General features: G+C 69.0%; 12 protein-coding genes. 3 read left to right on the forward strand and 9 right to left on the reverse strand.

Features of this window, described 5'->3' with window-relative positions; all coding sequences use genetic code 11:
- Positions 1-7 precede the first annotated feature (7 nt).
- A complete protein-coding gene (locus GNX95_RS02540) occupies positions 8-1,423 on the forward strand; it encodes an amidase (protein ID WP_163505530.1) in 1,416 nt (471 codons plus the stop codon).
- Here GNX95_RS02540 and GNX95_RS02545 read toward each other — a convergent pair.
- The 4 genes from GNX95_RS02545 to GNX95_RS02560 form a co-directional block, all read right to left on the reverse strand.
- The gene (locus tag GNX95_RS02545) at positions 1,420-3,855 is read right to left on the reverse strand and encodes a transglutaminase TgpA family protein (RefSeq protein WP_163505531.1); all 2,436 of its coding nucleotides are present in this window, start codon (positions 3,853-3,855) and stop codon (positions 1,420-1,422) included. The genes GNX95_RS02540 and GNX95_RS02545 overlap by 4 nt on opposite strands.
- On the reverse strand, positions 3,855-5,159 hold the full coding sequence (locus tag GNX95_RS02550; protein ID WP_163505532.1) for a DUF58 domain-containing protein: 1,305 nt from the start codon (positions 5,157-5,159) through the stop codon (positions 3,855-3,857). The genes GNX95_RS02545 and GNX95_RS02550 overlap by 1 nt, the downstream gene beginning before the upstream one ends.
- Positions 5,159-6,238, reverse strand: coding sequence for an AAA family ATPase (locus tag GNX95_RS02555; RefSeq protein WP_222853353.1), 1,080 nt, complete (start codon positions 6,236-6,238; stop codon positions 5,159-5,161). Before GNX95_RS02555 ends, GNX95_RS02550 begins: the two co-directional genes overlap by 1 nt.
- A 170-nt stretch (positions 6,239-6,408) precedes the next feature.
- Complete coding sequence (locus GNX95_RS02560) at positions 6,409-6,687, reverse strand: hypothetical protein (RefSeq protein ID WP_163505533.1); 279 nt, start codon at positions 6,685-6,687, stop codon at positions 6,409-6,411.
- A gap of 1,182 nt (positions 6,688-7,869) precedes the next feature.
- On the opposite strand from GNX95_RS02560, the gene leuS reads away from it, so the two are divergent.
- Positions 7,870-10,764, forward strand: coding sequence for a leucine--tRNA ligase (gene leuS, locus GNX95_RS02565; RefSeq protein ID WP_163505534.1), 2,895 nt, complete (start codon positions 7,870-7,872; stop codon positions 10,762-10,764).
- A gap of 103 nt (positions 10,765-10,867) precedes the next feature.
- Here leuS and GNX95_RS02570 read toward each other — a convergent pair whose 3' ends face one another.
- Genes GNX95_RS02570 through GNX95_RS02590 form a run of 5 tightly spaced genes read right to left on the reverse strand, consistent with a single transcriptional unit; the run spans position 10,868 to position 14,169 of the window.
- A complete protein-coding gene (locus tag GNX95_RS02570; RefSeq protein ID WP_163505535.1) occupies positions 10,868-11,425 on the reverse strand; it encodes a GNAT family N-acetyltransferase in 558 nt (185 codons plus the stop codon).
- Positions 11,426-11,929 (reverse strand): GNAT family N-acetyltransferase, encoded by a 504-nt coding sequence (locus GNX95_RS02575; RefSeq protein WP_163505536.1) that lies wholly within the window; start codon positions 11,927-11,929, stop codon positions 11,426-11,428.
- A complete protein-coding gene (locus GNX95_RS02580; protein WP_163505537.1) occupies positions 11,901-12,848 on the reverse strand; it encodes a CPBP family intramembrane glutamic endopeptidase in 948 nt (315 codons plus the stop codon). The genes GNX95_RS02575 and GNX95_RS02580 overlap by 29 nt, the downstream gene beginning before the upstream one ends.
- Entirely contained in the window at positions 12,845-13,825 is a 981-nt protein-coding gene (locus GNX95_RS02585) for a DUF1648 domain-containing protein (RefSeq protein WP_163505538.1), read from the reverse strand. Before GNX95_RS02585 ends, GNX95_RS02580 begins: the two co-directional genes overlap by 4 nt.
- Positions 13,822-14,169: a GntR family transcriptional regulator gene (locus GNX95_RS02590; RefSeq protein ID WP_187369582.1), complete on the reverse strand. Its 348-nt coding sequence runs from the start codon at positions 14,167-14,169 to the stop codon at positions 13,822-13,824. Before GNX95_RS02590 ends, GNX95_RS02585 begins: the two co-directional genes overlap by 4 nt.
- 306 nt (positions 14,170-14,475) lie before the next feature.
- On the opposite strand from GNX95_RS02590, the gene mraZ reads away from it, so the two are divergent.
- Positions 14,476-14,907 (forward strand): division/cell wall cluster transcriptional repressor MraZ, encoded by a 432-nt coding sequence (gene mraZ / locus GNX95_RS02595; protein ID WP_163505539.1) that lies wholly within the window; start codon positions 14,476-14,478, stop codon positions 14,905-14,907.
- Positions 14,908-15,040: the final 133 nt, after the last annotated feature.

Genomic DNA, 15,040 nt, shown 5'->3' on the forward strand with positions numbered 1-15,040 from the left:
AGGCCAGGTGTCCGACCCGGACGAGATCTGTTGTCTGACCGTACGGTCGCTGACCGCTGCACTGCGTGCGCGCGAGCTGTCCGCTCGTGAGGTGCTGGACGCGCACCTGGCGCGGATCGAGCGGGTCAACCCGACGGTCAACGCGATCGTCACGCTCGTCGCCGACCAAGCGATGGCGAAGGCCGCGGAGGCCGACAAGCTGGCCGCGAGCGGTGAGTTCCTCGGACCGCTGCACGGCGTGCCGGTGGCGCACAAGGACACCAACTCGACCGCCGGCATCCGGTCGACCTTCGGATCGCCGATCTTCGCCGACTTCGTGCCGGAGATCGACGACCTGGTGGTGGCGCGGCTGCGCGCGGCCGGCGTCGTGAGCATCGGTAAGACCAACGTGCCGGAGTTCGGCGCCGGCGCGCACACCTTCAACCAGGTCTTCGGCGCGACGCGCAACCCGTACGCGCTGGACCGGTCGGCCGGTGGCAGCAGCGGTGGAGCGGCGGCCGCGGTGGCCACCGGCATGCAGCCGATCGCCGACGGCAGCGACTTCGGTGGCTCGCTGCGGTTTCCGGCAGCTTTCTGCAATGTCGTCGGCTTCCGGCCGTCTGCCGGCCGCGTGCCGGCGTATCCGTCGGCGCTGGGCTGGAAGTGGCTGCCGGTCGACGGCCCGATCGCGCGTACGGTCGCCGACGCCGCTTTCACGCTGTCGGTGATGGCCGGTCCGGACGTACGCTCGCCGCTGTCGCTGCCAGAGCCGGGCTCGGTCTTCGCCGGTCCGCTGGACCGTGACGTCACCGGCCTGAGAGTCGCGTTTTCCACTGACCTCGGCCAAAACCTGCCGGTCGATCCGGCCGTACGCGCCGTGGTCACCGACGCGGCCGCGGTCTTCGAACGCCTCGGCGCGACCGTGATGGAGGACTGCGTCGACCTGTCCGGCGCCAACGAGAGTTTCCGTGCGCTGCGAGCCGCCGCCTTCGCCTACGACCTCGGACCGAACGTCGACGCGCATCCGGAGCTGGTCAAGCGGACCGTACGTGAAAACGTCGCCGACGGCCGGCGATTGTCGGCTCTGGACATCATGGCCGCGGAGGAGCAGCGCACCGTGCTCTATCGCCGCGTACGTGAGTTTTTCGCGCGTTACGACGTGCTCCTGCTGCCGGTCAGCCAGCTGCCGCCGTTTGATGTCGACCTGGAATATCCGACCGAGATCGACGGCGTGCAAACTCCGCATTACCTGGACTGGATGCGGTCCTGCACCGACATCTCCGCGACCGGCCTGCCGGCGCTGTCCGTCCCCGGCGGCTTCACCGCGGACGGACTGCCGGTCGGCGTACAGCTGGTCGGCGGCTGGCGCGGCGACCTCGAGCTCCTCAAGGTCGGCCACGCCTTCGAGCAGGCGACCGGACACGGCCGCCGCCGGCCCGGTTAGCCGCGTCCCGGCAGGACGTGACCGAACGCGCGCCTGATCCGCCACACTCGCTCCGCCATCGCCTCGCTCCAGCGCGAGCTGCGCTCCGACATCCGCGCGATCGCGGACGAGGGGAGGAGCGTGGCGCGCCAGCGGCGGCGCTTGGAAACCGCGCGCCGGAGTTGGCGGCCGACCGTGGCGGCGGCCGTGTCGACCCCGGCCGGCGCATCGGCCGCGGCAGCATAGCGAGCGCGTTCCTCAGCGCTGGCCAGCAGGTCGATCGCCGCCACACCGGCGTCGTCGAAGCCCGCCTCCGAGCTCAGCCGCTCCGCCGTACCACGTGGAGTTTCCGTGACGTCCAACGGATATTGCAGGTCGGTCGCGGTGTCCAGGATCTCGTCCCAGCCGGCGTGCGCCGCCTCCACGGGCGTGCCGCCGCGAGCTCGTGCCATCCGCCGCCGGCGCGTACGCGCGCGTACGACCGCCGGCAGCAGCATGACCAGCAGGATCGCGACCGCGACGCCGAGCAGCCACCAGACGTACGCCGGTGGTCCAGTGTCCAGCGAACCGCCGGCGCCGTCCTGGTCGTACGGGTCCTCCAGCGCGTGGCCCTGGCTGTTGGCCGGACCGGCCGCCGACGCGCTCGGGGTGGGCTGCGCGTCGGGCGTGGTGCCGCCGGTCGGCGAATTGTCCGGGTCCGGCTGCGTCCACGGCAGCGCCAGCCGGTTGGTGTTGGCGTCCGGCGGGGTCGGGTCGAAGGTCACCCAGCCGACGCCGCTGAAGTAGACCTCCACCCAGGCGTGGGCGTCGTGCGCGCGGATCGAGTACGTGTGCTGGCCAAGCGAGGTGCCGATGGTGAAGCCGATGGCGACCCGGGACGGCAGGCCGGCCAGCCGCGCCATGTAGGCCATCGCGGCCGCGTACTGGACGCAGAAGCCTTCCTTGTTGTTGAGGAAGTTGACCAGGTCGTCGCCGGAGTTGCCGTCCTTGGTCTGCGTGCTGTACTTGAAGCCGTTCTCCGGGCCGAAGTACTTCTGCAGCGCGTACGCCTTGTCGTACCAGGTCTTCTTGCCCTTGATCGTCTGGTTCACGATCTGCTGGACCATCGGGATCGGCTTCACGTGTCCGGTGTAGGCACGCATGACCGGACTGGTGCTCGGCAGCTCCGGAGCGTTGCGCAGCGCCGCCTTGACGTCGGCGATCGAGTCCGAGGAGAGCACGTCCGGGACGATGTTGGTCAGCTTGTAGTCGCGGTCGTCGCCGGTGTGACCACCGGACGGGTTGACCACCGAGCCGGCCTCGGCGTCATAGCGCCAGTCACCGTCGACGTCGATCGACCTGGGGTTGGGATAGATCGGCAGATACGGCGAGTCGGTCAGGTCCACGATCTGGACCGTGCTGGTCACCGTGTGCTTGGGGAGGTCCGGACCGAGGTCGCGCACCGGCATGTCGCTGTTGACCCTGCTCGAGGCGTTGACCGTACGCTTGCTGGACTGCCAGCCGGTGCGGTCGCTGAACACGTCGAGCGTGGTCAGCCGCAGCGACTGGTGCGGCTGGTTCTCGGTCGTGGTGACCTTCAGCAGCTCGTTGTTGTTGGTCTGGTTGAGCCGGCCTTTCAGGTCCGCGATCGGGTTGATCAGCGTGGCGTTGGTGGTGCCGGGGCCGTTCCAGCCGGCTCCGCCGAGCAGCGCCGGCAGGTTGGCGCCGGGCAGCGTCGGCAGGACGAGCGGGATCAGCACCGCGACCGCGATGCCGATCAGGCCGATACGCCGGCCGGCGGCGCCGATCGGCGTACTGGACACCTCGTCGGAGCGGCCGTCCAGGCTCGACTGGCGGGCCGGCCGCATCATCCGTCCCCAGCCGCGGATCCGGTCGCGGTGGTCGGTCGAGATGAGCCACAGATAGCCGGCCGCGCCGATCACGAACAGCGGCCACGGCAGGCCGGAGCCGGTGACCGAGACCGGGATGGCGTAGAGCGCCAGCATCGGCAGGCCGGCCAGCGCCGGCTTGCGCATCGTCACGGCGGCGACATCGGCCACCATCGCGACGACCCCGACGCCGATCGCCGTCAGCAGCACCAGGCCAGCCGTGGTCTGCGCCGGCGTGGTCTGCGCGACGATGTCGCTGACGCCGTTGCTGGCGTGGTACGCGAGCATCTTCAGCGACTCGAGGGTCGGGATGACGCCGAACCAGTTGCCGTCGCGGACCAGCGCGATCAGCGCGTACAGCAGCAGGCCGACGAGCACGAACACCGGCTGCAGCCACACCGGTATGCGGATCGACCGGGACAGCGCGGCGAAGGCGGCGACGACCGCGACCGCGCCGAGCACCGGCAGCAACCAACCCCACAGCGAGGCGAAGATCGGACCGAGCGCGAGCGCTGAGAGCATCACCGCGACGGCGACCACGACCGTACGGCGCAGCTGCCAGGACAGCGCGGACATGCCGGGCATCAGCGGGGTCCTCCGATCCCGGTGGCCGACGGCACGTCCAGCAGCCCGCCGACCTGGTTGTAGCGTCCGGTCGCCTGTCGCCAGAGCTTGTCCAGTGGCTCGCCGTGCCGCGTCTCCACGACGCGCCAGCCGGCGCCGCGCAGCGTGTGCGCGGACTGTTCGTACGTCTTGCGGGTCGCCATGGCCTCGGCCTCGCCGGCCTGCCTGGTCCAGGTGGTGGCGTCCATCAGCAGCGCGACGCACGGCCGGCCGCCGGCCGGCAGCGCGGCCAGCTCACCGGCCGCCTCGTCGTCGAGCAGGCCGAGCACGGCGATCAGGAAGCCGTCGCCGCCGTGCTTGCGCAGGTGCGTGATGCCGTCGGTGAAGTGGCGCTGGTGCGACAGCCGTACGCCGGCGAGCAGGTCCATCAGCGGACCGTCGGTGGTGTGCCGGGTCGTCTCCACGTCCGCGCCGACGTCGGTGACCGTACGCAGTGTGTAGCCGCGCCGGTAGAGATGCACGGCCATGCTCGCGATCGCCGAGATCGACCACTCGAAGCTGGAGCCGGGGCCGTCGCCGCGGTGGCCGTTGGCGCGCGTGTCCAGCAGCAGGCTGGCGCGGCTGTGCCACGGCTGCTCCTCGCGGCGGACCATCAGCGAGCCGACTCGCGCGGTCGAGCGCCAGTGCACCTTGCGCAGGTCGTCGCCGATCCGGTATTCGCGGGTCGCCGCGTCGTCCTCGCCGTGCACGGCGGCCGTACGACCCCGGTTGTCGCCGGTGCCCTGCCGTTGGCCGTTCAGCTGTACGGCCGGCAGCGGCTTGGCGGCCGGGATGACCGACAGCCGCTCGGTGCCAGTGAACGACTTGTTCAGCGCGCACAGGCCGAACGGGTCCGTGACCCGCACCTGCAGCGGGCCGAGCTGGTAGTGGCCGCGCACGTCGGCGCGCGCCTGGTAGCTCACCCGGGCCGACTGCCGCGACCAGAGCCGATCGAGCACGAACCGCGGCCGACTGCCGAGCGCGTACGGCAGCTGCTCCTCGAGCAGCAGCACGCCGGTCGGCAGCCGCGAGGTGTTCTCCACCGTCAGCGTGACCTTGACCGGTTTGCCGGCCGGCACCCGGTCCGGCGCCAGGGTGCGGCGGCAGGACATCAGATAGCGCGTACGCGCCACCGCGACCGTCGACAGCAGCGGCAGCGCGATCAGCAGGATCGCCACCCGCAGCAGGTCGTTCTCACCGAGCACCAGCGCGCACCCCAGGCTCGCCAGCCCGGCGGCCAGGAAGCTGCGGCCACGCAACGTGAGTCCACGCAGCGCGCCGAACATCAGTGCGCTCGGGCCGTGGGCACCGGGACGCGGCGGAGGAGGTCGTGCACGATCTGCTCGGCCGTCCGGCGGTGCGACTGGGCCTCCGAGCTGGGCAGCAACCGGTGCGCCAGGACCGGTGTGGCTAGTGTCTGTACGTCGTCGGGCAGCACGTACTCGCGGCCGACCAGCGCGGCGGCCGCGCGGGCCGTGCGCAGCAGGTGCAGCGTCGCGCGCGGGCTCGCGCCGAGCCGCAGGTCGGGATGCTGACGGGTGGAGGCGACCAGCTCGACCGCGTACTGCTTCACCGGGTCGGACACGTGCGTGCGGCGTACGACGTCGATCATCGCCCGGATCTGCGCCGCGTCGGACACCGCGCCGAGGGTGGCCAGCGGGTCGGTCGTGCCGTGCTGGTCGAGCATCGCCATCTCGGCGTCCGGCGCCGGATAGCCCATCGCGATCCGCGCGGTGAACCGGTCGCGCTGCGCCTCCGGAAGGGGATAGGTGCCTTCCATCTCGATCGGGTTCTGTGTCGCGACCACCATGAAGGGGCTCTGCAGCTGGTAGGTCGTGGAGTCGACGGTGACCTGGTGCTCCTCCATGCACTCCAGCAGCGCCGACTGCGTCTTGGGCGAGGCACGGTTGATCTCGTCGCCGACGACCAGGTTGGCGAACACCGCGCCGGGCCGGAACTCGAAGTCGTGCGTCTCCTGGTTGTAGACGTTCACGCCGGTCACGTCGGTCGGCAGCAGGTCGGGGGTGAACTGGATGCGGCGTACCGAGCAGTCGATCGACCGCGCCATCGCCTTGGCCAGCATCGTCTTGCCGACGCCGGGCACGTCCTCGATGAGCAGGTGGCCTTCGGCGAGCAGCACGGCCAGCGCCAGCCGGACCGTCGAGGTCTTGCCGGAGATGACCTTCTCGATGTTGCGTACGATCCGCTGCGCCGCCTCGGCGAGGTCGTTGTGCGTCGCCACGACCGCGCCGGCCGAGTGGCCGAGATTGGCGTGTCCGACCGCCGCGTGGCCGACCGGGTGACCGTTCTGTGCGGCTGTCTGGCCCAGCCGGGGCTCGAACTCGTCGAGCATGCCGTGAGTCACCGTCTAACTCCTCCCGCTGGCCGCGCCGTGTCGGCCCCCTTCCGGCCGGTTGGGCCGGACTCCTTTATGTGAAAACGTGCTGTGTCTTACCTGTGAGCGGTGCGCGTCAATCCTTGCAGGTGTACGTGTGAGGTGGCAGCGCAGTTCCGTATTCTGTTTGCTGTTCGTGATCAGCCCTGGTCAGCGGCCGTACGCTTCCGCTCGAACCAACCGGCGTCGACGTTGAGCCGCCAGCTCAGCAACCCGGCCACCAGCACCGGTGGTCCGAGGTATACCCCGACCGCCACCACCCAAGCAGGCGCCCCAACCAGCCGCGTCGCCGCAACCACGAGCAGCGCGAGCCCGGCCAACTTCAGCCAGCTCCACCAGCGGCGTTGGCGCAGCGCGATCACCACCACCGGCACCGCCAACGCGATACCGAGGCCGTAGCCGAGCCAGTTCGCCACCATCGCCTGATTGTCCCACTCTGCTGGTGGTCCATCGTGCTTACGCGGTGATATGGGGTTGGGTTTCATGTTTGGTGCGTTGGGAAGTTGCTGGGTTTTCCTGGTTGTCGCGTTTGGGGTGGTTGGGTTTTCATGATTGTTGCGTTTGGAGGGTTGGGTTCTCATTTTTGTTGCGTTTGGGGGTGGTGGCGCCTTCGCGGCGGGCGCTCCTGCGCGGAGGGCGACCTCAAGGGGAGGGGCGCGCGGGGTTTCGCTGTTGGTTGGGTTGGGTGCCGCGGGTGCGGTTGTGTTTGTGGTGTGGTCCGGTTTGTCCGTTCTCCCCCGCCGGCGTCCGGAGGATGAGCACATGTGCTCAAGCAAAGCTCGCCGACGGGGGAGAACGGATAAACCGGACCAGGAGTGTGGCTAGGGCGCCGGAGGTGCCATGGCGTCCCGGTCTGTGGCAGCAAGGTCCACTATGTGGGATTCGAGAGTATGTGTAACGCTAAATGCCTGGATTGCGAGGATCGCGGATGGCATGAATGTCGAGTTACTAGCGTTGGACGCAAGAAACAAGGCCTTCACACCGCAGCGATCACCAGAAGCTGTGGCGGGTGTGACTACTGAGGCTGGTAATGCTGCTGTGATCGCTTGGCTGTAACAGATGTCCGTTTTGATGTCTTGTTAAACAAGTATTACGCAGTCAGCCGCTACAGCACGATCGTTTGGCGTGCATGCCGACGGGTTGCTGCCCCCTATGCACACCGATTGGCGTCCATGCGCCCCTCCCTTGAGGTCGCTCGCCGCGTAGGTGCGCCCGCCGCGCAGGCGAAAAACCCAACCACCCACCCAACGCACCAAACAGGCGAACCCGCCACCCACCCAACGCAACAATCAGAAAACGCAACCACCTCCCACCGCAACAAACAGGAGACGCACCTCCCCGCCGCGACTCGCGGCACCCCGCAACCCCTGCCCACCGCAAACTCACAGCCTCAACAACCTCCCCTCTACACCACACCACTCCCGCCCCTTGACCTCACCGAAAACTCACTGGAACAGGGGAGTACAGTGGCTATATGGCGGCATACGGACTGCTCCTTACCTAGCCGCGCCGGCAGACCCGGTGCGGCGACCCCTCATGCGTGAGGGGTTTTTTCGTGTCTGGAGTGTTCCCCCTAACGAGCAAGAGGAACGAGCGTAGAGATGAGCACCGAACCCGCTGTCGAGCCAGCCGAGACGGCTGAGCAGGACGTGCCGCCGTTCAGGTACACCGCCGCGCTGGCCAGTGAGATCGAGAGCCGTTGGCAGGATCGCTGGCAGTCAGAAGGCACCTTCCACGCGCCTAACCCGACCGGGCCGATGGCCGAGCCGACGGTGGGACCCGGCGGGGTCGACCTGGTCGGCCGGCCGAAGATGTACGTGCTGGACATGTTTCCGTACCCGTCCGGCGCCGGCCTGCATGTGGGCCATCCGCTGGGTTACATCGCGACCGACGTGCTGACCCGCTTCCAGCGGATGAACGGCCACAACGTGTTGTACACGATGGGCTTCGACGCCTTCGGCCTGCCGGCGGAGCAGTACGCGGTGCAGACCGGCACGCATCCGCGCAAGACCACCGAGGACAACGTGATGGCGTTCCGCCGGCAGCTGCGCCGGCTGGGGCTGGGTCACGACGACCGCCGGTCGGTGGCGACCACCGACGTCGAGTTCTATCGCTGGACGCAGTGGATTTTCGTCCAGATTTTCAACTCCTGGTTCGACAAGAAGCAAAACAAGGCACGTCCGATCGCCGAGCTGGTCGCCGAGTTCGAGGCCGGTGAGCGGTTGGTGCCGGACGGCCGGGCCTGGTCGGCGCTGACCGAGGTCGAGCGGCGCGAGATCGTCGACGGCTATCGGCTGGCCTACCGGTCGGACGCGCCGGTCAACTGGTGTCCTGGCCTGGGTACGGTGCTGGCCAACGAGGAGGTCACCGCCGACGGCCGCAGCGAGCGCGGCAACTTCCCGGTCTTCAAGCGCAACCTGACGCAGTGGATGATGCGCATCACCGCGTACGCGGACCGGCTGATCGACGACCTGGACCGGATGGACTGGCCGGAGCCGGTCAAGATCATGCAGCGTAACTGGATCGGCCGCTCGACCGGCGCCTCGGTCCATTTCGCTGTTGCCGATCGGGATGACGCGGGTCCGCTGACCGTTTTCACGACGCGGCCCGACACGCTGTTCGGCGCCACCTACATGGTGGTCTCGCCGGAGCATCCGATCCTGGAGACGCTGGTGCCGGCGGCCTGGCCGGACGGCACGAAGGAGTCGTGGACCGGCGGCCACGCGACGCCACGCGACGCGGTCACCTCCTACCAGTCGGAGGCCTCGCGCAAGACCGAGCTGGACCGCACCGAGGCCAAGGTCAAGACCGGTGTCTTCACCGGCGCGTACGCGGTCAACCCGGTCAACGACACGCGGATCCCGATCTTCACCTCCGACTATGTCCTGATGGGCTACGGCACCGGCGCGATCATGGCGGTGCCGGGCCAGGACCAGCGCGACTGGGACTTCACCAAGGTCTTCGACCTGCCGATCATCCGCACGGTCCAGCCGCCGGCCGGCTTCGACGGCGAGGCGTACGTCGGCGAGGGCGCGGCGATCAACTCGGCCAACGACAGCATCTCGCTGAACGGCCTGGGGGTCACCGAGGCCAAGGCGGCGATCATCGAGTGGCTGGAGCAGCGCGGCGCCGGCGAGGGCACGGTCCAGTACAAGCTGCGCGACTGGCTGTTCAGCCGCCAGCGTTACTGGGGCGAGCCGTTCCCGATCGTGTACGACGAGACCGGTCTGCCGATCGCGCTGCCGGCCTCGATGCTGCCGGTCGAGCTGCCGGAGGTCGACGACTACTCGCCGCGCACATACGCCGACGACGACGCCAACTCGATGCCGGAACCACCGCTGGGCAAGGCGACCGACTGGGTCGAGGTCGAGCTGGATCTGGGCGACGGTCCGCGCAAATACCGGCGCGAGACCAACGTGATGCCGCAGTGGGCCGGCTCCTGCTGGTATGAGCTGCGCTATCTGGACCCGACCAACGACGACGCGATGGTCGATCCGGAGGTCGAAAAGTATTGGATGGGGCCGCGCCACGACGGTGACGTCGGCGGTGCCGACCTGTATGTCGGCGGTGTCGAGCACGCCGTGCTGCACCTGCTGTACTCGCGGTTCTGGCACAAGGTGCTGTTCGACCTGGGCCACGTCTCCAGCGCCGAGCCGTTCCACCGGCTGGTCAACCAGGGCTACATCCAGGCGTACGCGTTCAAGGACAGCCGCGGCCAGTACGTGCCGGCCGCCGAGGTCGAGGAACGGGACGGAAAGTTCTTCTACGCCGGCGAGGAAGTGGCGCGCGAGTACGGAAAGATCGGCAAGAGCCTGAAGAACGTCGTCACGCCGGACGAGATCTGCCAGGCCTACGGTGCCGACACGTTCCGCGTGTACGAGATGAGCACCGGTCCGCTGGAGACCTCGCGTCCGTGGGAGACCCGCGCGGTGGTCGGCGCGTATCGGTTCCTGCAGCGGGTCTGGCGGCTGCTGGTGGACGAGCAGACCGGTGGGCTGAAGATCAGCGACGCCGCGGTCGACGACGAGACGCAGCGGTTGCTGCACCGCACGATCGACGGCGTACGCAAGGATTACGCCGGCCTGAAGGCCAACACCGCGACCGCCAAGCTGATCGAGCTGACCAACCGGCTGACCGCGGTGGCGGCCAGGGAAGGCGCGGCGCCGCGCGCGGCCGTCGAGCCGCTGGTGCTGATGACCGCGCCGCTGGCGCCGCACATCGCCGAGGAGCTGTGGTCGCGGCTGGGTCACGCCCAGACGCTGACCTTCGTCGACTTTCCCGTCGCGGACGAGAAATGGCTGGTCGCCGACGAGGTCACCTATCCGGTGCAGGTCAACGGAAAGGTGCGCGGCCGGGTGAAGGTGGCGGCAGACGCCGACTCCGACGCGGTTTTGGCCGCGGCGCTGGCCGACCCGGCCGTTTCGTCCTATGTGGACGGTCGTCAGTTGCGTAAGTCGATCGTCGTGCCGGGCCGGATCGTCACCCTGGTCGTCTAGGGTCTGTTTCGAAGTCCCACGTGGATGAGAGTCGAGATCCAGGCGGTCCGAGAAAGATGTGACAGCGGCTCGGCTATCGCCGCGTGGGACTTCGATACAGCCCCTAGACCCCCAGGTCCTGTGGCCGGTCGATCCGATAGACCACGTGGTCGCGGTTGTCGATCGGGTTGTCCGGCTCCAGCTCGCCTTCCGCGACCCGGCGCAGGCCGGCCTTCTCCAGCGCTCGCCAGGATGCGCGGTTGGCCGCCGACACCGGTACGAGCACGCAGCTCGTGTCCGGATGACTCGACCAGGTGTCGTCGACGATCGCGCGGATCATCCGCGGTCCGATGCCGACGCCGGTGCGGCTCAGGTCGCCGATCAGATAGTCGATCGAGACCGCACCGGCCGGCACCTCGGTGATGGCGCCGAGTTCGGCCAGATACGCCGGATAGTCGGCATAGCGCGAGCGCTGCACCAAGCCGAGCGGCTCGCCGTCGAGGAACACCAGCAGGTCCTCGGACGGCTCCGCGCCGCGCGCGGCAGGACCGAAGTCGCGAGCGACCGCCTCGGCCGAGGTCTCGTGATGCCACCAGCGCGCGACGTGCGGTTGCTCCAGCCAGGCCGCCAAAAGCGGAAAGTCCGCCTCGGTCAGCCGGCGCCAGCGCCAGGTGAACTCCATTCACAACCGCCGAAATGGCTCTGCGTAACGAAACTCGCCGCGTATCGACGGGTCGTACGCGCTGAGCGTGCGGGCCTGGAACGCCGGCAGCCAGTCCGGATCCGGTGGGGTGATGCCAAGCTCCGCCGCCGGACGGAAGCCGAACCGCGGATAGTAGTCCGGATGGCCGAGCAACACGATGACCGGCTCGTCGAGCGCGTCGGCCGCGCCGATCACCGCGTGCATCAACGCCGATCCGACGCCGGCCTGCTGCCGGTCCGGCCGTACGCCGAGCGGTCCGAGGCCGAGCGCGCGATGCGGACTCACCCGGCCGCGAGTGCAGACGACATGACCGACGACCTCGTCGTTTTCGATCGCCACCAACGAAAGCGCCGGGATCCAGCCGGTGTCCAGGCGCAGCTCGTCGACGAGCCGCGCCTCGACCGGCGGATCGTTCTGGAAGGCCGCTGTGTGGACGGCCCGCACGGCCTCCGCGTCAGCCGGCGTCTCGCGTCTGATCAGCACGCGCCGAGTCTGCGCCAACCGGTGCGGCCGGGCAATCGGAATTCGTCGCCGGCCACCGCCAGAACAGCACGACCGCCAGCAGTGCCAACAAAATCCAGCCGACCGGTCCGGTCACACCGGCGACTTCCGGGCGCGGCGGATGCGCCGCGTCGCCGGCCAGGATGATCAGGCCCGCGGTGGCGTTGAACGAGCCGTGCGCGATGACCGACGGCCACACGCTGCCGGATCGCAGCCGCAGCCAACCGATCACGAATCCGAGGCAGACGCAGGCGATGATGAAGTACGGCGCGGCCCAGCCGCCGAAATCGGGGTAGTTGTAGCCGAGCAGCGTCACCGGGAAATGCCACAAGCCCCAGATCACCCCGCTGAGCAGCAAACCGCGGAAGGTGCCGTAGGTGGTCAGCCGGGGGAGCAGCCAGCCACGCCAGCCCCATTCCTCGCCGAGTGCCGGGATCGCGTTGAGCAGCGGTGCCAGCACGACGGCGAAGGCGAGCTGGATGCTGAAGACCGTCTGCACCGGCGGCAGCTGCCGGCCGGTCCTGGCGAGTTCTTTGGCGTACAGGCTCAGATGCGCGAGATCCAACGACACCAGGCCGAGCGCGGCGCTGATCGCGATCGCCACCCCCACCACGACCGGCGTGCCGACCCAGGCGGCCAGCACCAGCCAGAGCGTACGGCCCTTTCGCGGGCCGAGCGTCAGACCCGTCCGCCGAGCCCAGTCGCGGAAACGCACCTCGCGGTTTTTCAGCCGCCACACGACAAGTACGGCGATCGACGGCGTGGCCATCATGCAGGCCGCGACCACCACGAACACCGGTGACCGCAGTCCACCGGTGAACCACGCCGGTGCGGCGATCAGCCAGGACAGGCCAAACGCGACGACGAGATAGACGACGAGGTCGTTCGTACGCCGGATCATGACGCGTGCGTCCGGTTCGCCAGGGCGGTGAGCAGCGCGGCGCCGCGCTCGGCGTCGTCCACGCTGATGCCCAGCTCACCGCCGGACCGATAGCGGACGACCAGGCAGTCGCCGCCGCGGATCATGATCGTGCTGCCGCCCGGCAACCCCCGCCAGCCCCAGCCGCCGACCTCCACCGGCTGTCGCGGCTCACTCCATGCGCGGTCGATCCGGTCCAGGCCGATGTGGCGCACCGGCCAGCCAAACGGACCGAAACCGACGGCCAGCCCGCTGTCGTTGACCCGTACGCGCAAGGACGAGCAGGCGGTGAGCGCGAGGCCGATGACCGCGGCGACCAGCGGGGCGTGCCAGGTCAGGCCGGCCGCGCCGATCGCGGCGGCCACCGCGAAAACCACTGCCAGGCCCAGAGCCACCGAGCCGGGCACGCCGAGCAGCGGGTTGGTCGCCGACGAGACCCAGGCGGCGCGTACGTTCGCGTCGAGCCGCATGGCCTTCGGATGTGCGGTCGCCAGGTCGGCCGGCGTGTCGGGGCCGAGTCGACCGAGCCGATAGCCGGCGAAACCGGCCGCGACGGCGATCACCAGCACGGCCGCCATCGCCGGCCAGGCCAGTGGCTGCGCGTGCCGCCAGTCGGTCACGTCCAGGTTTGCCGTGGTCGTCACGTACGCGAGGCCGACGCTGAGCACACCGGCGGCGCCGTAGACGGCAGAGACGGTCGCGCGTCGTCGCCGCCGTTCGATCCGGCCGCGTACGGCACCGAGCGCCAGCAGGCCGGCGATCACGACCCAGGCGCCGGCCATCAACGCGAGCTCGCCGGCCAGCGGCATCGCGCGGTTTGGCTCGCCGAGCAGGCTCCAGTGGGTCGCCATCGGCTCCGGCAGCCGGTCGCGTACGGACAATGGAATCGCCGCCTGTGCGATGGCGACGACCACGGCCCAACTCGTCGCATACAGCAGAAACCTGCCGCGTACGGTCATGACAGCTCCTCTATCAAGGCGATGACCTCCGGCCGGTCGACCCCGTAGCGGTCGGCTTCGGCCAGCAGCTCGCGCGCTTTCTCCACCAGCACGCTGCGGCCCTCTGGCGGACGCAGCACGGACACGCCGCGACCGCGGCGAAACTCCAGGACGCCTTCGTCGCGCAGGTCGCGCAGCGCGCGCAGGACGGTGTTGGCGTTGATCCCCAGCGCTGCCGCCAGCTCACGCGCCGGAGGCAGCCGCTCGCCGACCGCCAGCTCGCCGTCGGCGATCGCCCGCCGGATCGCCGAGCCGACCTGCTCGTGCAGCGGCCGCGGATCATGCAGGTCCAGTGTCAACAACATGGTGCTAATGACACTAGCACTATAACGGTCGCGACGCTCCTCCACTTCACTCCACCTCGACCCCCGGCCTGGCCACCCCAGCCATCTAATCGGGCAAAACGGACACAAAATGTGTCGGCAGTTCGCTTGGTCGCGCGCGCCCGAGAAACCTCCTCCACTTGGCTCTGTGTGCTCTGAGCTGCGCATATGACCATCGGTGGAGTATCGTCGGCACGCCGACGCGTTGTGCGTGGGGATTTGTGGGGTACAGTGGAGCGCAGTGGAGGATCCGGAACCACGGAGCTCCGCTCGGGGAGGGAGGCCGGCATGTTTCTCGGCACTCATTCCCCGCGGCTGGACGACAAGGGTCGGCTGTTCCTGCCGGCGAAGTTCCGGGACGAACTGGCGGAGGGGCTCGTGATCACGAAGGGGCAGGAGCGCTGCCTGTTCGTGTTTCCGATGGCCGAGTTCACCCGGCTCGCCGAGCAGCTGCAGGCGGCTCCGGTCACCAACAAGACCGCTCGGGCCTACACCCGGGTGTTCTTCGCCAGCGCGTACGACGAGGTGCCCGACAAGCAGGGCCGGGTCACGATTCCGGCCAGCCTTCGTGAGTACGCGGGCCTGTCGAAGGACTGCGTGGTGATCGGCGCGTCGACCCGGGTGGAGATCTGGGACCAGCAGGCCTGGGACGACTATCTCACCGAGTCCGAGCCGGGATTCGCGGACGTGGAGGAGGAGGTCCTGCCAGGGGTGTTCTGAGCACCCCGTTGATCGAGGCGATCGAGGCCGTTCCGCCAGGCCTCCAGCCGCTCCATCACCTGGCGCACCTTCCCCGGTGCCAGGCGTGCGAGCGGATGGGGACCTGACGGAACGTCACTGATCCAGCTGTGTC

Source organism: Fodinicola acaciae, assembly GCF_010993745.1.
In the GTDB taxonomy this organism is placed as follows: domain Bacteria; phylum Actinomycetota; class Actinomycetes; order Mycobacteriales; family HKI-0501; genus Fodinicola; species Fodinicola acaciae.